The sequence below is a fragment of the Magnetospirillum fulvum MGU-K5 genome, assembly GCF_000442515.1.
Lineage (GTDB): Bacteria > Pseudomonadota > Alphaproteobacteria > Rhodospirillales > Magnetospirillaceae > Phaeospirillum > Phaeospirillum fulvum_B.
In genome coordinates this window covers 12,457-34,463 of record NZ_AQPH01000016.1, presented here as the reverse complement: position 1 = coordinate 34,463, position 22,007 = coordinate 12,457, and the positions used below count along the sequence as shown (strand labels likewise).

26 protein-coding genes and 1 tRNA gene are annotated in these 22,007 nt (G+C 61.9%); 11 read left to right on the top strand and 16 right to left on the bottom strand.

Annotated elements, in window-relative coordinates; genetic code table 11:
- Positions 1-33: 33 nt before the first annotated feature.
- Positions 34-675 carry a TetR family transcriptional regulator gene (locus K678_RS06290; protein ID WP_021131622.1) on the bottom strand — a complete coding sequence of 214 codons (642 nt, stop codon included), beginning with the start codon at positions 673-675 and terminating at the stop codon, positions 34-36.
- A gap of 92 nt (positions 676-767) precedes the next feature.
- Here K678_RS06290 and K678_RS06285 point away from each other — a divergent pair, with 92 nt between their 5' ends.
- From K678_RS06285 to K678_RS19715, 3 genes are all read left to right on the top strand, one after another.
- A complete protein-coding gene (locus tag K678_RS06285; protein WP_021131621.1) occupies positions 768-1,436 on the top strand; it encodes an O-methyltransferase in 669 nt (222 codons plus the stop codon).
- 269 nt (positions 1,437-1,705) lie between these two features.
- Positions 1,706-2,599, top strand: a complete 894-nt coding sequence (locus K678_RS06280; protein WP_021131620.1) for a LysR family transcriptional regulator — start codon at positions 1,706-1,708, stop codon at positions 2,597-2,599.
- Between the two features lie 297 nt (positions 2,600-2,896).
- Positions 2,897-4,936, top strand: a complete 2,040-nt coding sequence (locus K678_RS19715; RefSeq protein ID WP_039852228.1) for a methyl-accepting chemotaxis protein — start codon at positions 2,897-2,899, stop codon at positions 4,934-4,936.
- A gap of 54 nt (positions 4,937-4,990) precedes the next feature.
- On the opposite strand, the gene K678_RS06270 is transcribed toward K678_RS19715, so the two are convergent.
- The 3 genes from K678_RS06270 to K678_RS06260 all read right to left on the bottom strand — a co-directional run bounded on the left by K678_RS06270 (position 4,991) and on the right by K678_RS06260 (position 9,044).
- Positions 4,991-6,253 carry an ABC transporter substrate-binding protein gene (locus K678_RS06270; protein WP_021131618.1) on the bottom strand — a complete coding sequence of 421 codons (1,263 nt, stop codon included), beginning with the start codon at positions 6,251-6,253 and terminating at the stop codon, positions 4,991-4,993.
- Between the two features lie 9 nt (positions 6,254-6,262).
- Positions 6,263-6,538 (bottom strand): energy transducer TonB, encoded by a 276-nt coding sequence (locus K678_RS18545; RefSeq protein ID WP_021131617.1) that lies wholly within the window; start codon positions 6,536-6,538, stop codon positions 6,263-6,265.
- A 499-nt stretch (positions 6,539-7,037) separates the two neighbouring features.
- Positions 7,038-9,044, bottom strand: a complete 2,007-nt coding sequence (locus tag K678_RS06260) for a TonB-dependent receptor plug domain-containing protein (RefSeq protein ID WP_196802544.1) — start codon at positions 9,042-9,044, stop codon at positions 7,038-7,040.
- Positions 9,045-9,530: 486 nt separating this feature from the next.
- Here K678_RS06260 and K678_RS06255 point away from each other — a divergent pair, with 486 nt between their 5' ends.
- The 6 genes from K678_RS06255 to nikR all read left to right on the top strand — a co-directional run bounded on the left by K678_RS06255 (position 9,531) and on the right by nikR (position 12,629).
- The gene (locus K678_RS06255; RefSeq protein ID WP_155804475.1) at positions 9,531-10,064 is read left to right on the top strand and encodes a hypothetical protein; all 534 of its coding nucleotides are present in this window, start codon (positions 9,531-9,533) and stop codon (positions 10,062-10,064) included.
- Positions 10,061-10,597: a hypothetical protein gene (locus tag K678_RS06250; protein WP_021131614.1), complete on the top strand. Its 537-nt coding sequence runs from the start codon at positions 10,061-10,063 to the stop codon at positions 10,595-10,597. The genes K678_RS06255 and K678_RS06250 overlap by 4 nt, the downstream gene beginning before the upstream one ends.
- Before the next feature lie 4 nt (positions 10,598-10,601).
- Positions 10,602-11,066 (top strand): hypothetical protein, encoded by a 465-nt coding sequence (locus tag K678_RS06245; RefSeq protein ID WP_021131613.1) that lies wholly within the window; start codon positions 10,602-10,604, stop codon positions 11,064-11,066.
- A gap of 34 nt (positions 11,067-11,100) precedes the next feature.
- Positions 11,101-11,625, top strand: a complete 525-nt coding sequence (locus tag K678_RS06240) for a hypothetical protein (RefSeq protein WP_051185858.1) — start codon at positions 11,101-11,103, stop codon at positions 11,623-11,625.
- A complete protein-coding gene (locus K678_RS06235) occupies positions 11,622-12,062 on the top strand; it encodes a hypothetical protein (RefSeq protein ID WP_021131611.1) in 441 nt (146 codons plus the stop codon). The genes K678_RS06240 and K678_RS06235 overlap by 4 nt, the downstream gene beginning before the upstream one ends.
- A 72-nt stretch (positions 12,063-12,134) precedes the next feature.
- Positions 12,135-12,629 (top strand): nickel-responsive transcriptional regulator NikR, encoded by a 495-nt coding sequence (nikR, locus tag K678_RS06230; protein ID WP_021131610.1) that lies wholly within the window; start codon positions 12,135-12,137, stop codon positions 12,627-12,629.
- Positions 12,630-12,656: 27 nt separating this feature from the next.
- On the opposite strand, the gene K678_RS06225 is transcribed toward nikR, so the two are convergent.
- The 7 genes from K678_RS06225 to K678_RS06190 all read right to left on the bottom strand — a co-directional run bounded on the left by K678_RS06225 (position 12,657) and on the right by K678_RS06190 (position 17,994).
- Positions 12,657-13,313 (bottom strand): energy-coupling factor ABC transporter ATP-binding protein, encoded by a 657-nt coding sequence (locus K678_RS06225; RefSeq protein ID WP_039852225.1) that lies wholly within the window; start codon positions 13,311-13,313, stop codon positions 12,657-12,659.
- A 2-nt stretch (positions 13,314-13,315) separates the two neighbouring features.
- Positions 13,316-14,131, bottom strand: coding sequence for a cobalt ECF transporter T component CbiQ (gene cbiQ, locus K678_RS06220; protein WP_021131608.1), 816 nt, complete (start codon positions 14,129-14,131; stop codon positions 13,316-13,318).
- Entirely contained in the window at positions 14,128-14,733 is a 606-nt protein-coding gene (locus K678_RS06215) for a hypothetical protein (RefSeq protein ID WP_021131607.1), read from the bottom strand. The genes cbiQ and K678_RS06215 overlap by 4 nt, the downstream gene beginning before the upstream one ends.
- The gene (gene cbiM / locus K678_RS06210) at positions 14,730-15,371 is read right to left on the bottom strand and encodes a cobalt transporter CbiM (RefSeq protein WP_021131606.1); all 642 of its coding nucleotides are present in this window, start codon (positions 15,369-15,371) and stop codon (positions 14,730-14,732) included. The genes K678_RS06215 and cbiM overlap by 4 nt, the downstream gene beginning before the upstream one ends.
- Before the next feature lie 53 nt (positions 15,372-15,424).
- Positions 15,425-16,204, bottom strand: coding sequence for a DUF4198 domain-containing protein (locus tag K678_RS06205; protein WP_021131605.1), 780 nt, complete (start codon positions 16,202-16,204; stop codon positions 15,425-15,427).
- Between the two features lie 347 nt (positions 16,205-16,551).
- Positions 16,552-16,782 (bottom strand): hypothetical protein, encoded by a 231-nt coding sequence (locus tag K678_RS06200; RefSeq protein ID WP_021131604.1) that lies wholly within the window; start codon positions 16,780-16,782, stop codon positions 16,552-16,554.
- Between the two features lie 1,136 nt (positions 16,783-17,918).
- Positions 17,919-17,994: transfer RNA gene (locus K678_RS06190), tRNA-Lys, on the bottom strand.
- Positions 17,995-18,180: 186 nt separating this feature from the next.
- Here K678_RS06190 and K678_RS06185 point away from each other — a divergent pair.
- Positions 18,181-18,852, top strand: a complete 672-nt coding sequence (locus tag K678_RS06185; RefSeq protein WP_021131601.1) for a glutathione S-transferase family protein — start codon at positions 18,181-18,183, stop codon at positions 18,850-18,852.
- Positions 18,853-18,879: 27 nt separating this feature from the next.
- Here the strand turns inward: K678_RS06185 and K678_RS06180 are convergent, their stop codons facing one another.
- The gene (locus K678_RS06180; RefSeq protein ID WP_021131600.1) at positions 18,880-19,785 is read right to left on the bottom strand and encodes a lysylphosphatidylglycerol synthase transmembrane domain-containing protein; all 906 of its coding nucleotides are present in this window, start codon (positions 19,783-19,785) and stop codon (positions 18,880-18,882) included.
- Between the two features lie 219 nt (positions 19,786-20,004).
- Between K678_RS06180 and K678_RS06175 the strand changes: the two genes are divergently transcribed.
- Positions 20,005-20,202 carry a hypothetical protein gene (locus K678_RS06175; RefSeq protein ID WP_021131599.1) on the top strand — a complete coding sequence of 66 codons (198 nt, stop codon included), beginning with the start codon at positions 20,005-20,007 and terminating at the stop codon, positions 20,200-20,202.
- 43 nt (positions 20,203-20,245) lie between these two features.
- Here K678_RS06175 and K678_RS06170 read toward each other — a convergent pair whose 3' ends face one another.
- From K678_RS06170 to K678_RS06155, 4 genes are all read right to left on the bottom strand, one after another.
- Positions 20,246-20,578, bottom strand: a complete 333-nt coding sequence (locus K678_RS06170; protein ID WP_021131598.1) for a cysteine-rich small domain-containing protein — start codon at positions 20,576-20,578, stop codon at positions 20,246-20,248.
- A 160-nt stretch (positions 20,579-20,738) separates the two neighbouring features.
- On the bottom strand, positions 20,739-21,239 hold the full coding sequence (gene tpx, locus K678_RS06165) for a thiol peroxidase (RefSeq protein WP_021131597.1): 501 nt from the start codon (positions 21,237-21,239) through the stop codon (positions 20,739-20,741).
- A 74-nt stretch (positions 21,240-21,313) separates the two neighbouring features.
- Positions 21,314-21,652 (bottom strand): hypothetical protein, encoded by a 339-nt coding sequence (locus K678_RS06160; RefSeq protein ID WP_021131596.1) that lies wholly within the window; start codon positions 21,650-21,652, stop codon positions 21,314-21,316.
- Between the two features lie 89 nt (positions 21,653-21,741).
- Positions 21,742-21,978, bottom strand: a complete 237-nt coding sequence (locus tag K678_RS06155; protein ID WP_021131595.1) for a DUF1178 family protein — start codon at positions 21,976-21,978, stop codon at positions 21,742-21,744.
- Between the last annotated feature and the right edge of the window lie 29 nt (positions 21,979-22,007).

The following is a 22,007-nucleotide window of genomic DNA, read 5'->3' as shown; positions in this document are numbered from 1 at the left end:
GATTGCCCCGTCGATCTGTACCAGCAGGACAGTTCAGTCGGTGTCGCGACTATTCAGGAGTCCCAGGTAGGCGCAGAACATGTCAGCCAGCGCATCGGCGTAAGCCGAGATTTCGGCGGGGGTGCGGGGCACGCTCGAAAACTGCTTTCCCACGGACCCCAACGTCATGGTGATCAGATCGCCAGCCAGAGCCCGCTTGGACTCGGCGACCTCCGGCAACGCCTCGCGAAGAAACGTCTGGACCATCCGCTGCGCCGCCTCCCGCGTTTCCCGCGCTTCGGGCGCATCGCGATAAAGGGGAGCGGCATCGCTGAGGGCTTGGCGCGTCGCGGCCTCCTCGCATTCAGACCGGATGAAAGCGTGAACCAGGGTGCGCAGCCGCTCGGGCGGCGGTTTCTCCGCTTCTCCCAAAATGGTCTGCAACATTTCGGATGTCTGCCGCCACTCGTCGCTCTGAAGGCGAAACAGGATCGCCGCCTTGTTGGGGAAATATTGATAGAGCGAGCCGACGCTGACTCCCGCTTTCTCGGCCACCCGGGCGGTGGTGAAACGGGGCGCGCCGTCCCTGGTCAAAACCTGAACCGCCGCCTCCAGGATGGCGGCGACCAGATCGTTTGAGCGGGCCTGACGAGGCTGTTTCCGCTGGGTAATCAAAGGTTTTCGATGATCGGTCATGGGGGCTTGGCCAATGCGAATCGGAAACATGACGATTTAGTCGTATTTTTGATCCGGCGCAAGGATGCGTCGAACCCGGATCGGAGACCGACATGAAGAATACCCTGACTACCCTCCCGCTTGCCCCTCTGCTGGAGCGCCTGTTCGAAGATGCGGCAGCGATTTCGCCGCTCGCCGATTCGGCTCTGGCAAACGTTTCCGCCGAAGAACTGGCGCGATTGATGCAGAGCAGGACCGACTATGCCGACTTTTACACCCGGCTGAAGAATGCCCCCCTCGCCGTGTCGAAAGAAACCGGCCGGTTGCTGTACATCCTGGCGCGCAGCTGCGGGGCGCGCAGCATCGTCGAGTTCGGCACCTCGTTCGGCCTGTCGACCCTGCATCTGGCGGCAGCGCTGCGCGACAATGGCGGCGGCCATTTGATCACCACCGAGTTCGAACCCTCCAAGGCGGCGCGGGCACGGGCTCATCTGATCGCGGGCGGAGTGGCCGATCTGGTCGAGATCCGCGAAGGTGATGCCCTGCGGACCCTGGCCGATGGTCTGCCCGATCGCATCGACCTGCTGTTTCTGGACGGAGCCAAAGCCCTCTATCCCGATATTCTGCGCCTGGTGGAAGGCCGCTTGCGGCCGGGTGCGATGATTGTCGCCGATAACGCCGATCACAGCCCAGACTATCTCGCCCTCGTGCGGGCACCCGGCCACGGCTATCTGTCCACGCCGATCGGAGCGGAAATCGAACTGTCTCAGCGGATCGGCTGAGACTGAATAGCGTGCGGTGACGGTGCCGCGCTTGCATTTCCTAGCCAAACGCCCGTGCTCTAAGTGCGTTTGGCTAGGGCGCACGCCTCTCAAATGCAGTCAGAGTGGAAGGATGGCAGACAGCAAAATGGCGACCAGGCCGAGCTTCGTCTTCATCGATCGATCCATCCTGTCCATGGGGGACGTTGTGGCTTAGTGCCAGCGTAACGCTGCCGTACTCATGGAATTAGGTGGTATGAATTTCATGAAGCTATGATGGGTGTTCATGAATGTCGCGATCCACCATCAACGACCTGCTGACCTTCATCACCATTGCTCGCGAGCGGAATTTCACCCGCGCGGCTGCCAAGCTGGGGCTGTCGCAATCGGCGCTCAGCCACACTATCCGGGCGTTGGAAACCCGGCTGGGCCTCCAGCTTTTGACCCGCACCACCCGCAGCGTCGCACCGACGGAAGCCGGCGAGCGTCTTCTGAAGGCGGTGGCTCCGCATTTCGAGGGCATCGACGCGGGATTGGCGGCTTTGAGCGAACTGCGCGACAAACCGGCAGGATTGGTCAGGATCACCACGGCGGAACACGCGGCGGAGACCATCTTGCAGCCAGTCCTGGAGAAATTCCTTCCGGAGTATCCGGACATCCAGGTTGATGTGGTGATCGATTCCAGTCTCACGGACATTGTCGCAGGGCAATTCGATGCCGGAATTCGCATGGGCGAACATCTTGATAAGGACATGATCGCGGTTCCCATCGGTCCGGACCTGTGCATGGCGGTCGTGGGGACGCCGGCCTATTTCGCGACCAGACCGAGGCCGGAGACGCCGCAGGATCTAACCAGTCATCGCTGCATCAATATGCGTCTGCTGACCTATGGCGGGCTCTATGCCTGGGAATTCGACAAGGATGGCCGCGAGGTGAAGGTTCGGGTCGAAGGGCAACTGACCTTCAATACGCTCAGTTCAATCCGGTGGGCGGTCCTATCCGGATTGGGGCTGGCTTATCTGCCCGAGGACTATGTCAGGGCGTACCTGGAAGACGGTCGGCTCGTCCGTGTTCTTGAGAATTGGTGCCATCCATTCCCCGGTTACCATCTCTATTTCACCAGCCGCCGTCAACCGAAGCCGGCCTTCGCCAAGCTGGTGGACGCGCTGCGGTATCGGCGCTGAAAGGCGGTGACGTGTCGATCGGTTGCGACGATCACGGTCAGAACGTGCCGGTGTTCCTGCTGACCGTCTTTGCCAAAAACGAGACGGCCGCACTCTGACGAAGCTTGACCGCTACCGGGGACCCCCTGGAAGCCTTGCATGACATGCGCCCGGTCGCGGTGTCGGCGAAGGAGGAGGGGACGGCTGCGGCCTTTCCCGCTGGGCCGCTTCCGAAAATATACTTCTGACCTAGTCTGGAAAGTGGTGTATGACCATGCGCATATACGGAACATCTGAGCTTAAGCTGGGAGGGTTCTTATGCTCTTTCGCCGTCGCACGCCGCCCCTCGTTTTGCAGTCGGCAGAACCTCCGCAACCGACCTCTCCTCTCCCCGCCAAGGGCACCGCTCCGTTGATGCGGGTGTTGCCAACAGACTCGACCCTTTCCGGCCTTGGACAAGACAATCTCCTGTTCGATGGTCGACCGGCGGCGCTGGTGTTGGCTTATGTCTCCCCTCATGTCGATTTCGACGGCGTGGTGCGGTCGTTGCGTCGGCTGACCGGACCGACGGTTCCTCTGGTGGCGGTCAGCACCGCCGGAGAGCTTTGCGCTTGTGGCGACGGGAAAGAAAGTGGGCCGTTCTATCGCCCGACCGGACCGTCCTGGTCCGGAATCGTGGTGCAGGCCTTTTCGCCAGATCTCTTGAAAGAGGTCTGCATCCGCTCGGTGCCGCTGCCCAACGCCGACATTCGCCGGGGCGAAGCGCCCGTGACGCGTGAAGACCGAATCAACCGGATCGTCACCGCGCTGGGATCGGCCATACCGCCGTTCCGGCTTGATCCGCGCGACAGTCTGGCGTTGACCCTGATCGACGGGTTGTCATCGTGCGAAAACTATTTCATGGAAGCGGTGTATCGGAGCGGCCATTTCCCCTGTCTGTTCCTTGGCGGATCGGCCGGAGGCACGTTCGATTTTCGTCGGACCGAGATCTATGACGGCCGCAGCACCGTCGAGAATCACGCCGTGGTGATCTTCCTGAAGCTGGCGTCCGAGGTCAGTTACGGGGTGTTGAAAAGTCAGAATTTCAAAAAGACCGGTCGCTCTTTCGTGGTGGCGGAAGCCGATCCCGACCGTCGCACCGTGATGGCGGCAATCGATCTCGATAGCGGCCATGTCATTCCGATTCTTGATGCCCTGGCCGGGCTGCTGGGCGTGCCGGTGGCCCGGGTCGCCGACCAACTCAAAGGCCACACGTTCGGGATCGAGATTGATGGCGAGTTGTTCGTCCGCTCGGTGGCGGCGATCGATACGGATCAGGGCGTGGTGTCGTTCTTCTGTGACGTCAATGCCGGTGACGAACTGCTGTTGCTGGAAGCCACGGACATCGTCGATCAGACCCGGCGCGATCTCGACGCCTTTTTCCGGGATAAACCGCAGCCGATCGGCGCGATCGTCAACGACTGCATTCTGCGCAGGCTCAATAACCCCGCCGAACTCTCCCGTTTCGATGGGCTCTATAAAATCCCGGTTGGCGGTTTTTCGACCTTCGGCGAATTGTTCGGGATCAATGTCAACCAGACCCTGAGCGCGCTGTTCTTCTTCGACCGGCCGCCGGGCAGCTTCGCCGATCCTTTCCTCGACAGTTTCCCGATCCAGTATGCTCGCTTTTCGGGCTATTACACCCAGGCCCGACTGAGCCGCCTGTCCATCCTCAACCAACTGCGCTCACGCGTCATTAAGCGGCTGATCGATCATTTCTCCAGCGGCGCCACTCTGCGCGAGCGGATTGAGCAGGCGGTGGAGAAGACCAGTCAGGTCCGTCTTACCATCCAGAACGTTCAGCACGTCATTGCAGAGAACGCCACGCTCGAGAGCAGCCAATCGGACTCCGATGCCTTGCTGCGTCAGTTCTCTCATCTTGGCCAGTCGGTCAACAGCCTGCGGGATATCCTCGCGACAATCGACGGCATCGCCGGGCAAACCAACCTGCTGGCATTAAACGCCACCATCGAAGCCGCCCGCGCTGGCGAAGTCGGCCGGGGGTTCGCCGTGGTGGCCGGAGAGGTCAAGCATCTCGCCAATAATACCAAGACCACTCTCGCCCGGACCCAGACTGCGATTTCAGGCATCGAGGCGACCCTGTCGACCCTCGGCTCTGATATTGACTCGACCCGAGTGCGGTTCACCAGTGCCCAGGATCGCTTTCAGGGCATGGCCGACGGGCTTCAGGATGTCCATCTCCACACGGCGGCGATCGAACAAGTGCTGTCCGTGCTGGCCGATGTCATTCGGGATCGTGCCGTGACCCTGAAGAGTATCGAACGGGATGTCGGCATTCTGACCCGCCTCGGCGGGTAATCGGGAAGATCGCCCCCAACTGCGCTTACGGCGCAGTTGGGGGCGAGGACAGTATTATTTCCCAAGAACGGCGAAGGCGCGGGTGGTGGCTTCGTCGGCTTGGCTCCGCCATTTGGCGCGGATTGTCTTGGCCTCATCGCTGTCGGGATTGGTCATCACCGCATTGATGCCGGGATCGGCGGCGGCGGCTTCATCCAGCGGAACACGGGTCGCCAGGGCGCGGGCTTTCTCGGCCTTGGCGCTGTCGCCACGCTTTTCCGCCGCGTGAATGGCGGTGAACAGCTCTTTCAGCCGGGCATGACGGCTGGTGATGACATCATCGAACAGAGCCTTCAGGACGGCTTGCCGGGCGGACGCTTTGGCCTGATCGAACGCATGAGCTGGCGGGGGGGCGTCGAAGGGATGGGGGAATCCGGCGGGTGCCTTGGCGTAAACCGACTTGCGGACCGGCAGGCGCGAGACCGCGGGTTCCATCAGCAGTGACTGTCCGGGGTCCGACAGCAGGAACTTGACGAAGGCCTGGGCTTCGTCGGGGTGCGGTGCCTTGGCGGTGATACCGACATGGGCCGGGCTGACAAAGGTGACCGACGGATACGTGAAGGTGACGGGCTTGCCCTCAAGGCGGGCTGGACGGACGAAGAAATCCATGATCAGGGCGACGCCCTTGGTCCCGTCGAGCAATTCGTTCAACAGCGCGGCACCGCCGCCGCCGTCCATTAGGCTGGAATTGGCGGCGATCTCGGTCCACAACGCCCATCCCTTGTCCCATCCCTGGTATTGCAGCGGAATTTCGATCATCGCCGGGGCATAGCCGACTGAAGACGGCACCGGCATTACGACATGACCCGCATAGACCGGTTTGGCCAAGTCGCTCCACTTGGTCGGTTTGGGCAGATGGTGACGGGTGAGATAATCCGGCCGCAGGGCAAAACCATAGCCGGCGATTTCGAACGGAAGATACGTTCCCGCATCGTCACCCAGCTTCATTCCCCATACAGAGGTCTCGATGCCGTCGCGCAGAGCCCCGAGCGGGCGCAGGCCGCCTTCGCGGGCCAGGACAGGAAAGGCGTTGGCGGCCGGAGCCCACCACACGTCGAATCCCCCTTGGTCTGGTGTGCGCAGCGTTTCCAGCGCTTCGGCCCCGTGGCCCCATTGGAACTCGATCTTGATGTCGGGGCGGACCTTGGCGAAAGCTTTTTCGTACAATTCCATGATGTCGGGAGGATAGCTGGTGTAGACGTGCAAGGTTTCGGCGCGGGCGGTGCCAGCCAGTCCGACCGCGCACAGGGCGGCAAGACACAAACGGGCGATCTTCATTCTGTTCTCCTATTCCAGGTGAAATTGGATGGGGGCGATGATCTCGATCAGCGGGGTGGGCGGCGCTGCCAACACCACCCGTTCCACCGTTTCGAGTGCCCCCGTAATCAACACGGGATGCCCCCCATCCCCGACCACACGGACCGAATCGGGGTCGATGCGGCCGTCGGCAAGAATTCGCATCCGGATTCGGATGTCGCCATGCAGGCCGATCCGGCGGGCTTTGGGGGGGTAAATCACGGCACGTTGCAACCGGGCGCGGACGTCGGACAGATAGGCGGCCATTGAATCGCCATCGTTTCCTCCGGTCCCCGATCCCGTAACGGTGCCCCTACGGCTATTTCCATCCCCCGCAGCCGCATTCGCGGCGGAAGAGGACGGGGAGGAAGCCTCGGGCGAGGCGGCTCTTTCTTCTCCCGGCCCGGTGTCGGATGGCAGAGCCGTCTCTGTCACCGCGGTCGGAACGGGGGCCGTCGGTCTTGCGATCGTGTGAGGACGGCGAGGCGGGCTGACAGGCTCGTGCCGAAGCGGACGTGCCTCTCCCTCCGCCGGACGCGGGTCCGGACGCGGGTCCCGATGCGGGGCCACGGGTGGCACCGGTGCGGGACTCGATGGCAAGATGTCCAGCTCTACGATGATCGGCGGATTGGGCTCCGGCGGTTCCTCGGCGGGTCTTGGTCCCCAGGACAGGACCGCCATCGCCACCGCTCCATGCAACAGGAGAGAGGCGATGGCGGACCGCGACCAGAGCGATCCGTCACCGGATACCGGCCCCAAACCCGCGTCAGAAAGTAACGCGGACATTAGCGAAATAGTTCCGCCCTTCCTCCGGGAAGCCGTCAGTGGTTTGGTAGTTCGCGTCGAAGATGTTTTTCGCTCCACCTTCGACGGTCAGGTCGTCGATCGGTCGCCAGGCTACCTTCAAGTTGGCAACGGCCAGATCGCCGCCGCGATAGTAAGCGTCTGTCGAACTGTTCTGCATCCAGCGTTCCGACGCCATTTCAACCGACGGAACGACGTGGACGGCCTCGACGGCCTCCCAATCGGCAAACATGGTGGTCTTGTGCCGGGGGATGCCCGTCTCGCGCAGGGTCTTGTTGGTGACCTCGGCCAGCAGGAACGTATAATTGGCCCCGATTTCAAGCGAAGGAAGAACCAGGGACGTGGTTTCGAGTTCGAAGCCTTTATGCCGGGCGCTTCCCACATTGATGTTTTGCGTATAGGTGTCGGCCCCAACCTTGATCGAACGGCTTGTGATCGCGTCATCGATATAGCTGTGAAACAAGGTGGCTCCGACTTTGGTGTCGGCCCCGATCTTGTCCTTGATCGCGATCTGGGTGTTGATCGACTTTTCCGATTTCAGGGTCGGATTGTTGTAGGCGGTGCCGAACTTGTTGCTGTAGCGCTCGCTCAGCGTTGGGAACCGGGTCCGCCGCTCGATCGAGGCACTGACATTGCCGCTGTCGCTATAGCGATAGACCGTCGCCATCTGCGGATTAAGGGCATGATCGTTGGCGCGGTCGTAATGGATCGCGCTGCCATTGTTGCCGGTGATGCCCCAATCGTCTGCTTTGTTGAGAACCCTCAGGTCATAGCTGATACCGGCGATCAGATCCCAATCCTTGGTCGCCTTGAAGGTGTTTTCCAACGCGGCCGAATAGGTGTCTTCGTTCGATTCCTGCCATGGTTCCAGCACGGTGGCGCTGACCCGCGAACGTTCTTTGTGGGTGTCGGACCGTCCATGCAACGCCGCGCGCAGCATGTCGCGGCCACTGAACATGTTGAGGCCGCCCTCGACGCTGCCGCCCCATGCGGAATCGTTGTACGTGCTCCAGACCCCCTGCTTGGCATGTGGGGTCGTGTATGTGTTGTTGGCGTAGAAATCGATCGTATTGTCCATCTGGTCGTAGAAGGCGCGAACCTTGAGGTACGACCCGTCGTCGGCGGTGGTTTTCGAGAGCCAGTACAGGCTTTTCTTGCCCCACTCCGGCCAGCGCCAGTAGCGATTGTTATAGACCGTATTCGGCGGCGCACTCTTGCGGCCATTTTGATCGATGTAGTTGATGCTGTATTCGTCGTCAGCGTTCGGGACGTAGCCGACCTTCAGATTGATCTTGTAATCCTGCTTCTGCGATTCGTTGCGGTTGCCGCCGTTTTCCGACGGGGTCGCCTTGAAATCGTCGGAGAGGGCGAAATGATCTTTCTGCGCCCATTGGCCCGAGCCCTGGATGTACCAGTTCTTTTGCATCGACCCGACATACGCATCGGTGGTGAAGCCGTTGAACGCTCCGTTCGCGTCAAAACTGGTTCCGGTACGGACGTCGCCGCTCAAGGCCGAGGTCGGACGACGGCTGACCAGATTGACCGAGCCTCCCATCGCGCCGGGACCGTTTATGACCGAGGTATAGCCCTTGGTCACCTGGATTTCGGCAATGTCCGAGGTGGTGAACCGGGCCATGTCGAGCCGGTTATCATAGGGCATATAGACCCGGATGCCGTCGATATAGAGCGGAACGCGCAAGCGATCCATGCCCCGGATGAAATAATTGGATTCGTTGCGGGATGTACCGCCATGAGTGATCGATGTGCCCGACATCGCATTCAGGGCGTCGTCGAGCGTTTCGCGATTTAACAACCGCATCTCGTCCATGGTTAGAACGGATGATCCGGGAATCTGACTTTCCACAGGTGCGTTTACATGAACTTCTCCCAGGGTAAAGACCCCGGCTTCTTCGCCAGCCTGGGCCGAAATCGACCCTAAGGCTGTACAGGCCAAAACCGTGACCGTCATCGGTCTTATCATGATGGTTCCCCCACATCGTCATTGGCTGGCCTTGCGTCCCGGGGTGCAAAGGCACTCTGGGCGGCCCCAATCCAGCCACATCGCGTAGCGCTATATAGTTTTTATATATAGCGATAACCTCATTACGGTTATGGGATTGATTGGGCAAGAAAAATGTCATGAAAGCTGCCCTATCCAAACGGCAGGGTGGTGCAGCGGGCCGCCACCGCTGTTGTCCTTAATCGGTTCAGCTGGAATTATTCTTGGTTGTTATCGGGCAGAGATGAGAGGGCGATTCCGCCGATCAACAGAGACGCTTCAGGGAGTGAGGATCACGCACCTTGGCCCGATAAAGTGGGCGTCTCGGGAGGAATTTTCTGACATTCCGGTAAGACTTGTGTGCTGTTTCATTTGATCAATTGTTGCACGATCGTGTGAGAAAATTACAAACTCGGATTGTTCGATCGGGGGCGGTTGATGGTAAAGGGGCGTATTGTGGCCGCGACGCTTGCCGTGGCTATCTGTTTGACAGCGTGTCAGACGCCAAATGACATCGCGATGAGAATCGGAGTGGCGCCCGAAGGGGCGGTAAAGTTGCGGGCGTTGGAAACAAGGCGCTACGATACGACGGACCAGACGGCGATCCTGTCGGCTGCGACCCAGACTTTGCAGGATCTTGGCTTTACGCTGACCGAATCATCGTCCGAGGTGGGGGTTCTCGTTGCCTCGAAACAACGCGATGCCGAGGAAGCAGGAGAAGTGGCGGGGCAAGTGGCGCTGACCATTGCAATGGCCCTGCTTGGCAGCTACCACAATCCGGATTGGGCTAAGGATCAGACTATCGTGGTCACACTGGTCACCACGCCGATCGCAAACTCCAAACAGGTCGATGTGAGGGTCAGCTTCGATCGAATTATTCAGACCAAAAACGGCCTCTCTCGTGCGGAACTGATCCAGGATCCTGAAATCTACCGAGAGTTTTTCACCAAACTTTCCGGTGGGGTTTTCCTTGAGGGGCACGAGATATGAAGCGTCTGACGACAATCGTTGCGGCTGCCGCCATGGCGCTGTCGCTTTCCGCCTGTCAACGGCCTGACCAAGTCGCCCCCGATGTGCTGAGCGCAAAGCCCGCCGTTGAACTCCGGGCCATGCAGACTCGTGCCTATGACACGACAGACCGTAACAAGACGCTCCGTGCCATCGTCGCCACGCTGCAAGATATGGGCTATACCCTCGACAAGGTGGAACCGTTGGCGGGAACGGTTTCGGCCACCAAATTGTCTACCTTGCGGCTGACGGCCACGGTTTATCCGCGCGGGACGTCGCAGATGACGGTCCGTGCCAACGCGATGGTCAAGATCGAGGCGAGGAATACCCAGGTCGACGACCCGCAATTTTATCAGAAGCTGTTTTTCGAGCCTTTATCGAAGGCGATGTTCCTTCAGGCGCTTCAAGTCGAAGACAGTGGGGGTGGACAATCCGTTGCTCCGAATAAAGCGGTCAGCGGTTCCATCCCAGCGTCTGAACCTGTTTCCAAACCGACACCAGCACAGGGGAATTAACGCGATGCGTACCATCATCGGACCTGCCGCCATTGCTTTCGCCATGACGGTTTCGGGGTGTCAAAGCGCGTCGGAACACGCCGCCGAAGTCCATAAAGCCCAGGACGCCGGAAGCAAAATCACGGTGGGAAAAGTGCAGAGGGAGATTCGCGTCGGGATGAGCGGCTCCGATGTCGTCGAGGTCTTGGGGGCACCCAACATGGTGACCACCGATGACAAGCGTCGTGAAACCTGGGTCTATGACAAAATCTCGACCGAGACGGTGCATTCGTCCAGTTCCGGCGGGGTCAATGCGCTGATTTTGGGCGGCGGGCTGATTGGCGCCGGTCTTCTCGGCGGCGGCGGCGGTGCGGGCTACCAAAGCGGGGCCGGGGCCACCAGCACGTCGCAACGGACGTTGACCGTCATCGTGAAATTTGACGAGAACAATCTGGTCCGCGATTTCGCGTATCGCTCCAGCAGCTTCTGAGCGGGTGCTTCCTGTGCGCGCCCTTTTTCTGGCTATGATGGTGCTCACGCTCGGAGGCTGCCAGAGCGACGATCTGCAACAGCAGAAATCGGCTCTGACTCTGGCCCCGGAAAGCATGGCCCAGCGGCAGATGCAGACCCGTCGTTTCGATACCAAGGACGAGTCGGCCATCTTGTCCGCGACGTCGGCGGTGCTTCAGGATTTGGGGTTCACCATTGAGGAAGTGGCGACACGCAGTGGCCTGATTGTCGGTTCCAAAGACCGTGACGCGATCGAGTCGCAGCAGATGGCCGGACAGGTGTTCATCGCCGCGCTGATTACGGCTCTGGGCGGCCGAGCGGACCCGGAATGGGATCTGTTGCAGAAAATCCGCGTTTCTATTGTTACCCGGCCAGCGTCCGATAAGGCGGCGGTGGTGGTTCGCGTCACCTTTCAGCGAATCGTGTGGAACAACAAACGCCAGGTGTCACGGGTCGAGGCCATCGCCGATCCGGTGATCTATCAGCGGTTCTTCGACAAACTGTCTGAGTCCGTGTTTCTGGAGGCGCACCAGATATGACCCGGATTTCAGTCAGGGGGCTGTTTTCGCTGGTCTGCGGGTGCGCCCTCCTTCTTGTCTTGGGGGGGTGTCAAACCGATTCACGCCAGCAGGTTCTCCTGACAGACAAGAGTCAGGTTGAATTACGCGCGGTTCAGACCCGTGCCTTCGATACGACCGACAAGATGCTGACCCTGCGCAACGTTATTGCGACGCTCCAGGATCTTGGTTTTGTCGTCGATAAGGCGGACGAGACGCTTGGAATGGTCAGCGCGACAAAGTTATCCGGTTATGCGATGCGGATGACCATTACCATCCGTCCGCGCGGCACAACCCAAATTGCGGTGCGTGCCAGCGCTCAATACAATTTGTCGGCGGTTTCTGATGCGGCTCCGTATCAGCAATTTTTTGCCGCTCTCGAAAAGGCGATGTTCCTGACGGCAAATGAGGTCGATTAGGTTTTTACGTAAGCCGGGACGTCATCGGCGTTGTCTTGTGCTATCGAAGGAGCATAACAGGGAGGCACGCCGATGGACCGCTTCACGGTTTCGCTCGACGAGACATTGCTGGCGCAATTTGACGATTACATCCACCGCCGGGGATACGATAACCGCTCGGAAGCAGTGCGCGATGTCCTGCGCCAGGTTCTCGAAAACGAGCGGTTGGCCGATGCTGACAGCGGCCAGTGTATCGCCTGCCTGTCTTATATCTACAATCATAACGAGCGGGATCTGTCGCGGCGGCTGGTCCAGGCCAGCCACGCCCATCACGATCTGACCCACTCGACCCTGCACCTCCATCTCGACCACGAGAATTGCATGGAGGTCAGCATCCTCCAAGGGGCGACGGCGTCGGTGCGGCGTTTCGCCGATGCGATCATGGCGGAAACCGGGGTGCGCCACGGGGCGCTGAACGCCGTGCCGGTCGAGGTGAAGGTGACCGACAGCCACCACCATCACGATGACGGCGACGGACATGCCCATCCGCACTCGCATCCGCATGTCCACAGCAGTCCGAAGACCTGATCGGACCCGCGAACGCCGGGGCGGCGATCAGCCGATCTCGCTTAACCGGCCGTGGTCGAGCCGCACCCGCCGCGTCGCGATGCGGTCGAGAAAGGCCCGGTCGTGCGAGATGATGACCATCGCCTGGGGCAGACCCAGCAGGATCTCGGTCAGCCGCGCCTCGGTGGCTTCGTCGAGGGCGTTGGTGGGCTCGTCGAGCAGCAGCACGTCGGGACGCATCGCCAGCACGGTGGCCAGCGCGACCAGACGCTTCTGCCCCCCCGACAGGGTGTGGGTGATCCGGGTCTCGAACCCGTTCAGGCCCAGCATCTCCAGCGTCTGGCCGACGATGATGCGGGCGTCTGCCGGGGATTGGCCCAGATTCATCGGACCGAAGGCGACGTCCTCGGCCACGGTCGGGCAGAACAATTGGTCGTCGCTGTCCTGAAACAGGATGCCCGCGCGGGCACGCACCTCTTTGAACTCCCGTTCGGTCCGGCGCGGCGCGCCAAAGGCTTCGATGGTGCCGGACGAGGGCTTCAGCAGGCCGACCATCAGATGGAACAGCGTGGTCTTTCCCGCCCCGTTCGGGCCGGTCAACGCGACCTTCTCGCCGGGAGCAAGGCGGAAACAGGCCCCCGCCAGCACCGGATGGGCGTGGTCATAGGCGAAGCTGACGCCGTCCAAACGAAAGAACGGGGGCATCGTCACAGGCTCTCGATCGTCATCAGCATGACCATACCGGCGAGCGACGCCAGCGCGAACAGCCCATCCGGGCGCTGAAAGCGGGTCGGCGTCTCCAGGCTCGGAAAGGTGCCGTCAAAGCCCCGGCAGCGCATCGCCGCGACGATCCGTTCCGACCGCTCGACACTGCGCACCATCAGCATCCCGAACAGATAGCCGATCGAGGTCCAGGTATGGCGGTTGCTGCGCATCGTGAAGGCGCGCGCCCGCATCGCGGTGCGAAGGCGGCGATATTCCCGGTGCAACACATCGAGGTAGCGGACGGTGAACAGATAAAGCTGCACCAGCTTTTCCGGCGCGCCCAGCCGCCGCAGCGCCTGGCCCAAGGTGACGGTATCCATCGACCCGACCAGGGCCAGCACCATCAGCACCACGGCATTGGCCTTCAACAGGATCACCAGCGCCTGCACCGCTCCCTGGCGCGAGGCCTCCAGCCCGCCGACGGTGAACAAGGGGTCGCCCGGCACGGTGAATGGCAGCATCATCAGGGCCAGCACCATGAAGCCCTCCAGCGCCAGCAGACGGCGGAGGGTCGTTCCCACCTCCAGCCGCGCCAGCACGGCGGCGACCACCGCCAGCGCCACCGCCACGGCCAGCGTCGGCAGATGGGACAGCGCCACCACCAGCAGGGCGAAGCTAACAGCGGCAAGGACGCGGCTGCGCGGATCGAGGCGTTGGATCAGCCCGCCGCGTTCCAGCGGCGGATGCAGACAGGCGTGATCGGCGCACGCCTCATCCAGCAGGCAGGTGCTCCCGGTGTGGCGATGCAGCCCGCTCACGATGGCTCCGTCACCTGGGGGCGTCGCCTGCGATTGGCGAAACCAAAGGCCAGCCCGGCCACGCCGACGATATAGCCGATGCCGCCGATCACGTCGTGCAGCCAGATTTTTTCCTGATAGGCGTCGATCTGTTCGCGCAAGGGGCGCAACTGGCGCGAAACGCTCTGGTCGATGAAGTTCCGCAGATCGTCGGACCCAACCACCGTTGCCGCAGCGGCAGCCGGAACCGCCGCCGCCGGGGCCGGTGCCGCGCCTCCGGCCGGGGGCAGGCTGTCGGGCAATTCGGCGGCGGTGACGGTGAAGGTGGCCATGTGGCCGTCATCGCCGATCACGGAGATATGGTGGTCCATCCGGCGAGTGGCCTGGACGGCGAACTGCCCCTTGTCGTCGGTCACACCGGTAAAGACCGTGCTGCCGTCGGCGCCACGCACACTCACCTTGGTCTGCACGGCCCGGCTGTCGGCATTGAAATAGGCATAGCCAAGGATCGTCGCGCCGGTGGCCGAGGCGAAAATCTTCATCTTGTGGGCCAGGGCGGGCGGGCTGCCCGTCCCCAGCGCCAGCGCGATCACGGCGATGACGAAGGCAAACCGTCTTATCATTCGACGCGCTCCCAGGCGGGGGATAGGCCGGGCCGGGCGATGAAGCCCGGCTTGACCCGAAGCACCAGACCGATCGCGGCGGCGGTGAACACCGCTTCGACGACCATCACCGGAACATGGGTCAGGACGATCAGTTTGGCGGCGGGGAGGAACTCGCGCCCGCTCACGCCCAGCGACAGCGCGACCGCCAGCGTGGTCAGCAGCACGCCCAAACCGCCGCAGAACCCGGCGGCCAGCGCGGCCAGCCGGGGGGAGTCGCCCGTGCGCCGGTACAGGACATCGAACAAAAGCCCGCAGATCACTGCCGGGACCGCCATATTCATGACGTTGACCCCCAGCACCACCACGCCGCCAAAGCCGAACAGCACCGCCTGGAGCAGCAGGGCGATCAGGATGGCGGGAAACGCGGCCCAACCCAGGATCACCCCGGTCAGCCCGTTGAGGATCAGATGGACGGAACTGGGGCCGACCGGGAAATGCACCAGCGAGGCGACGAAGAACACCGCCGACAGGATGGCGGCCTGGGGAATGCGTTCCGGAGGCAGGCGCTTCAGCGCATAGGCGCACCCGGCCACCGTGACGGCGGCACCGACGGCCAGAACCGGAAACGAGACAACGCCGTCGGGGATATGCGCCATGCCTGGGCTGCTCCGGAAATCGGGGCGGGGCACAAAGGTCGGCCCCGCCCGTCTTATTTCATATCGACAGCCTTGACCCAGATCAGGCCGCCCACTTCGACCTTGGCGGGTTTGCCGTCCGGCCCCTTGATCGGCTTGTCGCCCTCGGTCAGAGCGGCGAAGCCCCACCAGCCGGCGCGCGGCATGGTGTAGGAGAACTGGCCCGACGCGTCGGCCTTGATGACCTGGGTGACGAAAGGATCGGCCGGAGCCTTGACAGAGCCGTCATTGACCCATTCGACCTCGATCTCGGCGAACGGAACCGGCTTGCCGTTCTTGCGGACGATGCCGCGGAACTGGTTGCCGGTCCACAGGCCATAGGGACGCACCAGTGGCTCGATTTCGACGGGCAGACCGACCAGCTTGTCCCAGCCTTCGCCCAAGCCGAAATCGACCACCACCTTGGAATGATGGACGATGTATTTCTTCTCGGCTGCTTCCCAATAGGGCGCGGGCTCGACATAGAAGACGTAATCGCCCGGCGCTTTGATCTGATAGGACGCTTCATAGCCGGTCTTGCCCTCGACCGGCTTCTTGGCGAGTGCCGCGCGCAGGTCGGTTTTCTTGCCATCGGCCAGCACGCCGAACTGTACCGGCGGCCCCATCTCCATCACCGGCCCGCCCTCGAACGGATGGGTGAAGAGAAGGTCCAGCCGGACGGTGCGGTCGCCGCTTTCGGCGACGATGTCGGTGGAGGGCAGGATTTCCTGGAAATGGGCCTGGGCGGACGGGGCCAGGGGCAGCGAGGCCAGCAGAAGGGCAGGGAGCAGCGATTTCCGGGTGAAATTGGTCATCGGAACACTCCTAAGCGGATCATAAGGAATGTAATACGATTTTCTGAAGATTCATACCGGCGGATATTGCGTCACGCCTTCCGGGTTTTCGCCACCCGCCCGGTCTCGTGCTCTCTGGCGCGGCGGTTCGTTTTGCCGTTTGAGGGGGGGCGCGGGCGTGTAGATTGGTTTCAGTCCCCGACCGAAGGGCGCTCTTCGGAGCGGCGTTAGGCAATGATGGCCGTACGGCGCGGTTAACCTCGGCGGGGACTTCCTCATTCTGAAACGATCGTTTTCCGCCCACGGCGCGTGCCGTGGTCAGGGTTATGGATCGAGATGGGCGGAACGAGTTCCCCCTCTTGCGGTACCTATTGGTGGAGATGGCGAGCACACGGCACGACATGCCATTCCGGCGACGACACAAGAGGGGGAAGCCAACGATAACCGAGGGGGGCTGAAAAGCGAAAGGCCCGCCGTTCCAGCAACGAGTGGATCAGGTCCAGGTCATTCTGCGCCAGCCCCGCCATCGTGTCCGCCGCGGTAAACCGGCCCATCATCGACACCGCCTTGTCGATTTCCTCGGGCGACCACGACCCCACCTGGGCGTCCGGGATCTCTGTCGGGCTTGAACTGACGCTCCTGCCGCTTGAGACGCTTATCACGCGAGAGTATATTGACGCTGGTTCCCGCGCGAGGAAACGCCCCTTCGGGGGCGGCGTCAGGCAATGATGGCCGTACGGCGTGCAGCACCTCGCGGGGAACCATTCCATCCAGAGACGATCGTTTTCCCGCCCACGACGTGCGTGGCGGTCAGGGCGTGTAGATATTTGATGACACGGACCTTCGTTCTCCCGTCCTCGCGCTGTCCCCACTTACAAAGCGGGCAGTGGCGAAGAGAGGAAAACGAAGGCCCTCTCTCCACACTAAGCCGGGAGATGATGGGCTGTCAATTTGACCGCAGAGCTAAAAAGCGAAATTACCGCCGTTCCTGCAATCCGTAAATGTGGTCCAGATGCATCCTGTACCAACTCCGTCATCGTGTACGCCGGGGTAAGTCGGCCCATCATAGACGCCGACCTGTCGATTTCCTCGGGGGGCAGGCGGAGGATGCCGCACTTCTTCTGCCCCAGGGTTGGCAGCAATTCATTGCCGTCCGATCCCTTGACGTCGGTCTGCAATTTCCTCCACCCTTATTGTGGAGCCTCCCACTGGCGGGATAGAGGATGCGGCATGAGCCGCGGATGCGCCTGAGCTGTACGGGGGCTTCGCTTTTTCACCGTCGTATCGTCGACGCGATAGGCCGGGATGGCTTCGGGTTAGATGATGTCGGGCTTGAACTGACGCTCCTGCCGCTTGAGACGCTTATCGCGCGGGAGTATGGTGATGCTGGTTCCCGCGCGAGGAAACGCCCTTTCGGGGGCGGCGTCAGGCGCTGATGGCCGTACGGCGTGCAGCACCTCGCGGGGAACCATTCCCATCCAGAGACGATCGTTTTCCGCCCACGGCGCGTGCCGTGGTCAGGGTTATGGATCGGGGATGAAGAGGGCCTTCGTTCTCTCGTCCTCGTCCTATCCCCACTTACAAAGCGGGCAGTGGCGAAGAGAGGAAAACGAAGGCCCGTACGTACGGTGGCTTAGGGATGATGCGCTGTCAATCTGGCTGAAGGGCCAGAAAAGCGAAAGGCCCGATCTTGCGATCGGGCCTTGGCCTAAGACGCCGGTGCGTCTTTAAAACTTGGTGGGCGCGCACGGACTCGAACCGTGGACCCGCTGATTAAGAGTCAGCTGCTCTACCAACTGAGCTACGCGCCCGCAATGCCGTTCAAACGAGAGCGGCGATCACCGGAGGCCCGGTTTATAGGGAACTCCGCCGATCGGTGCAAGCGAAAAAACACGAGGTCGCAGGAGTTTTTTCAATTCGCGTCCGAGGCGGGCAAGACGGGGGGCGGTGTCTCTCGCCCTCTGGTGGGACGGGGAAAAAAGCGTTAAGAAGACGGCATGAGAACCTTGTATCATCACCCGCTGTGCCCGTTTTCGCGTCTGGTCCGCGTCGTTCTCGGCGAGAAGAAGCTGGAGTTCGATGCGCAGATCGAAAAGTTCTGGGAAGCGCGCCCGGACTTCGTCGCTCTCAACCCCTCCAGCGAGGTTCCGGTTCTTGTCGAGGATAACGGCACGGTTCTGGCCGACGCCATTGCCATTGCCGAATATCTGAACGAGGTCCACCGTGATCTGCCGTTGTTGCCGAGCGATCCCGCCGCGCGGGCCGAGGTCCGGCGTCTGGTCGGCTGGTTCTGCTACAAGTTCTATACCGAGGTTACCGACAATCTGGTCGGGCAGAAGGTGTTCCGCCGTCTCGGCAGTCGGCATTCCGAGCCGGATTCGGGGCGGATCCGTCTGGCGTTCTCGTTGATCCGCGCGCATCTCGATTATATCGGCTGGTTGACCGAGCGGCGCGCCTGGCTGGCCGGGTCCGCGTTCTCGCTGGCCGATATTGCCGCCGCCGTTCAATTGTCCTGTCTGGATTTCATCGGCGACGTGCCGTGGGAAGAGCATCCCGCCGCCAAGGATTGGTATGCCCGGGTCAAGTCGCGCCCGAGCTTCCGGCCGTTGCTGTCCGACCATCTGCCCGGGATGCCGCCGCCCCGCCATTACGCCGACCTGGATTTCTAGGGCGGTTCGGGGGAGCGTCCCCCGGCCCTAGTTTGCCTCGGCCGATTCGGCCTGTTTCTGACGACGGATATCAGACAGCAGCCACACCACCCCGCCGGGAAGGGCGGTGACGGTGCAGACCAATCCGAACAGCACCGACAGCACCAGGGCGGAGTGGGTTTCGACCCCGACATAGCCGAACGCGGCAACCATCGCGGTTTCGCGCACGCCCCATCCGGCGATCGAGATCGGCAAGGTCATGATCAGGATCACCGGCGGCACCAACACCAGACAATCAATCACCGACACGTCGAGTCCCAGGCCCAGCGCCAGGGCATAGACCTGAAGCGACAGATTAACGTGGCCCAGCATCGCGACGATCAGGGTGGCACCGCCCCAGGTCGGGCGGAAGAACAATTGCCGGGTATCGCCCGCCAGATGGGTCAGCCCGCGCACCACCCGCCAATGATGCAGCGAGGTGGGCAGACGGTCGAGCGAGGCCAGGACCAGAATGCCGATGAATCCCAGCACCGACAGCACCGGAAAGACCCAGCTTCCGGGGATGGTGGGGACGCGGGCCAGCAATAACGGCTGGGTTATTGCGACCAGCAGGACCAGGGCGAGCACGGTGGCGGCGCGTTCGAGCATCACCGAATTGATGCTGGCGGATAGCGACAGGCCCGACCGCCGCGCCGTCCACATCCGCACCGCATCGCCGCCGACGGCGCCGGGCAGAATGATCGCGAAGAACACCCCGATGTAATAGACGATAAAGGTCTGTACCGTGGTGAAAGTGGCTTTGAGGGCGCGGAGCACCAGCCACCAGCGGAAGGCCCCCAGCCAGACCTGAAGCAGCCCGAGAAGCAGGGCGACGATCAGCATCGAGGGGTCGAGGGTCCGGGCCTGAGCCCAGGCAGAAGTCAGATCAATCTTGCTGAAGACAAACCAGATCAAACCGACGGAGAGCGATCCCTTTAAAACCCAGGGCAACCACCGCTTTAGCATTGAAACGATCACCGCGTCAGAAGCGAAAGACGGTTTCTATATCACGAAACACTGGGGCGGAGATACCGCGCCTCGGCCTAGGGACGTCGCGGCGAAACAGCAGTGGAAACCTCGCCAGGACGGCGATATTCTCCGGTCTTTACCGGGGTAGGGGGATCGGTTCCGGCGATGGACGATAGTACCGCAAAAATGGTTGCCGAAGCCTATGACGAGACCTATTCGGAATCCCTGGCCCAGGGACGTTCCCCCGACGTTGCCCATCGCGAAGGGGTGACGGCGGCGGCGATGTTTTTGGCGTCGATGACCGGGCAGGACGATTCGGTGGCGATTGCCGAGGTCGAAAAGCTGGGGCTGGCCCCGCAATAAGGCTAGAGCGCGGCCAGCCGGTCAAATCGAGGGTTGGCCGGTCTTATTCCGTTGGCTCGTCGGATTCGCGCGGCCACGGCCGGGTCTGTTCGCCCCCATCCCACGGCACCGGCTGGGCCAGCCACTTTTGGATGAACGCCCAGGATTGGGTGTGGCCGTCATGGGGCAGGGTACAGGCAGAACAATCCTTCCGCCGCACCCCGTTCTTGCTGGTGAACGCCTTGTACGGGCCCGGACAGTCGTAAGCGTTGAGCGGGCAATAACAGAACAAGCAGTTGAAGGCCCGCTTTACCCCCTGGTGACAGGGATAGAACGGGCATTCGCTGTTGGTGAAGCCCTTGAAGGCTTCGTTGGCGGTGCTGTCCTTGGGTTCCACGGGCACGTCTCCGCTGTTGTGTTGAGAGCATCGTGCGCCAAACATGACGCACGATGCGCTTGCGGCCATTGAGGCCGCGGCCAAGTGCCCGAAGGGCACACTTAGGCAGAGGGGGATGTATGAATCGGCTAAAGCATGGTGCCGATTAATGCATCACGCTTTAGCCGCGGACCGCAGCCAGAGCCGCGGCGTAATCCGGCTCGTCAGCAATTTCGGCGACCAACTGAGTGTGGACGACCTTGCCGTCCTTGATCACCACGACGGCGCGGGCCAGCAGCCCGGCCAACGGGCCGTCGACGATCCGCAGACCGTAGCGGTCGCCAAAGCCCTTGTCGCGCAGGTCGGACAGCGGCTTGACCCGCTCCAATCCCTCGGCACCGCAGAACCGGGCCTGGGCGAAGGGGAGATCGGCCGAAATGCACAGCACGGCGACGGTGCCCAGAGTGTTCAGTTCGGCATTGAACCGCCGCACCGACGCGGCACAGGTCGGCGTGTCGACGCTGGGGAAAACGTTCAGAACCACCGTCTGACCGGCGAACGCGGCCAGGCCGACATCGGCGAGGTCAGTTCCGGTCAGGGAGAAATCCGGGGCGGCGGTTCCGAGCGCGGGCAACTCGCCGCTGGTGTGGACGGGGTTGCCCTTAAGGGTGATAGTCGCCATGAGGTATCATCTCCGTAACGGATTCGAGAGCAGCGACTGTGCCCCATCCTCGGCTTCGGAGCAACGAGGGAAGGCTACTCGATTCTCCGGCGCACCGCCGTCCAGACGATCCAGGCGGTGATGGCCGGAGCGCACATCAGCATCAAACGGTTGAGCGCGACGGCAAAGCCCCAGCGTTCACCGGACAGCAGGAACGCCTGCTTGCACTCGAAGCGCTGCTGAAAGGTGCCTTCGCACACCCGCATCCGCTGCTGCATCGTCTTCGAGGTGTGATTGTCGACGATTTCCGGCGGCACGGTGCCAAAGAACATCCAGCCCGACACCAGCAGCCAGATCACGCAGCCAAGCGCTACCACCCGGTCGCCGGTGCGGCGGCGGCGTTGGGTTTCGCCATAGGTGCTGGACAAGAACATCGTCATCGGGCCGAGACAGCAAAGACGTGAGGGGGAAATAGAGTGTGACAGAGCGCGGTTAAGGGGGGATTAAATCCCCCCGTGCGCGGTCAGTGCTGGTTGGCGAAGGCGCAGCCGCCACAGCCCTGGGGCGGGCAGGCCGGGGCAGGGGCGGCGGCCTTGGTCCGGCCGACATTGGGGGCCATGATCGCCTTGGCGATGCTGGTATCGCCGCATTCGGGGCAGGTCAGCGAGCCTTCGGCGGCGCGACTGTCATACTCGGCCCCGTTCGAGAACCATTCTTCGAATTCGTGGCCGTGGGCGCAGCGCAGACGGTAGAGAATCATCGGGGGCCATTCCTTTGGGTGGAGCCGCC

Bases quoted from the DNA above. Each gene is read 5' to 3' on its own strand.
- K678_RS18545 (WP_021131617.1), bottom strand. From the start codon at position 6,538: ATGGCCGCCTATCTGTCCGACGTCCGCGCCCGGTTGCAACGTGCCGTG.
- cbiM (WP_021131606.1), bottom strand. From the start codon at position 15,371: ATGGCGCATATCCCCGACGGCGTTGTCTCGTTTCCGGTTCTGGCCGTC.
- K678_RS06185 (WP_021131601.1), top strand. From the start codon at position 18,181: ATGAGAACCTTGTATCATCACCCGCTGTGCCCGTTTTCGCGTCTGGTC.
- K678_RS06235 (WP_021131611.1), top strand. From the start codon at position 11,622: ATGACCCGGATTTCAGTCAGGGGGCTGTTTTCGCTGGTCTGCGGGTGC.
- K678_RS06205 (WP_021131605.1), bottom strand. From the start codon at position 16,204: ATGACCAATTTCACCCGGAAATCGCTGCTCCCTGCCCTTCTGCTGGCC.
- K678_RS06260 (WP_196802544.1), bottom strand. From the start codon at position 9,044: ATGACGGTCACGGTTTTGGCCTGTACAGCCTTAGGGTCGATTTCGGCC.
- K678_RS06285 (WP_021131621.1), top strand. From the start codon at position 768: ATGAAGAATACCCTGACTACCCTCCCGCTTGCCCCTCTGCTGGAGCGC.
- K678_RS19715 (WP_039852228.1), top strand. From the start codon at position 2,897: ATGCTCTTTCGCCGTCGCACGCCGCCCCTCGTTTTGCAGTCGGCAGAA.
- K678_RS06215 (WP_021131607.1), bottom strand. From the start codon at position 14,733: ATGATAAGACGGTTTGCCTTCGTCATCGCCGTGATCGCGCTGGCGCTG.
- K678_RS06155 (WP_021131595.1), bottom strand. From the start codon at position 21,978: ATGATTCTCTACCGTCTGCGCTGCGCCCACGGCCACGAATTCGAAGAA.
- K678_RS06250 (WP_021131614.1), top strand. From the start codon at position 10,061: ATGAAGCGTCTGACGACAATCGTTGCGGCTGCCGCCATGGCGCTGTCG.
- K678_RS06160 (WP_021131596.1), bottom strand. From the start codon at position 21,652: ATGTTCTTGTCCAGCACCTATGGCGAAACCCAACGCCGCCGCCGCACC.
- K678_RS06175 (WP_021131599.1), top strand. From the start codon at position 20,005: ATGGACGATAGTACCGCAAAAATGGTTGCCGAAGCCTATGACGAGACC.
- K678_RS06245 (WP_021131613.1), top strand. From the start codon at position 10,602: ATGCGTACCATCATCGGACCTGCCGCCATTGCTTTCGCCATGACGGTT.
- nikR (WP_021131610.1), top strand. From the start codon at position 12,135: ATGGACCGCTTCACGGTTTCGCTCGACGAGACATTGCTGGCGCAATTT.
- K678_RS06270 (WP_021131618.1), bottom strand. From the start codon at position 6,253: ATGAAGATCGCCCGTTTGTGTCTTGCCGCCCTGTGCGCGGTCGGACTG.
- tpx (WP_021131597.1), bottom strand. From the start codon at position 21,239: ATGGCGACTATCACCCTTAAGGGCAACCCCGTCCACACCAGCGGCGAG.
- K678_RS06225 (WP_039852225.1), bottom strand. From the start codon at position 13,313: ATGCCCCCGTTCTTTCGTTTGGACGGCGTCAGCTTCGCCTATGACCAC.
- K678_RS06240 (WP_051185858.1), top strand. From the start codon at position 11,101: ATGATGGTGCTCACGCTCGGAGGCTGCCAGAGCGACGATCTGCAACAG.
- K678_RS06280 (WP_021131620.1), top strand. From the start codon at position 1,706: ATGTCGCGATCCACCATCAACGACCTGCTGACCTTCATCACCATTGCT.
- K678_RS06290 (WP_021131622.1), bottom strand. From the start codon at position 675: ATGACCGATCATCGAAAACCTTTGATTACCCAGCGGAAACAGCCTCGT.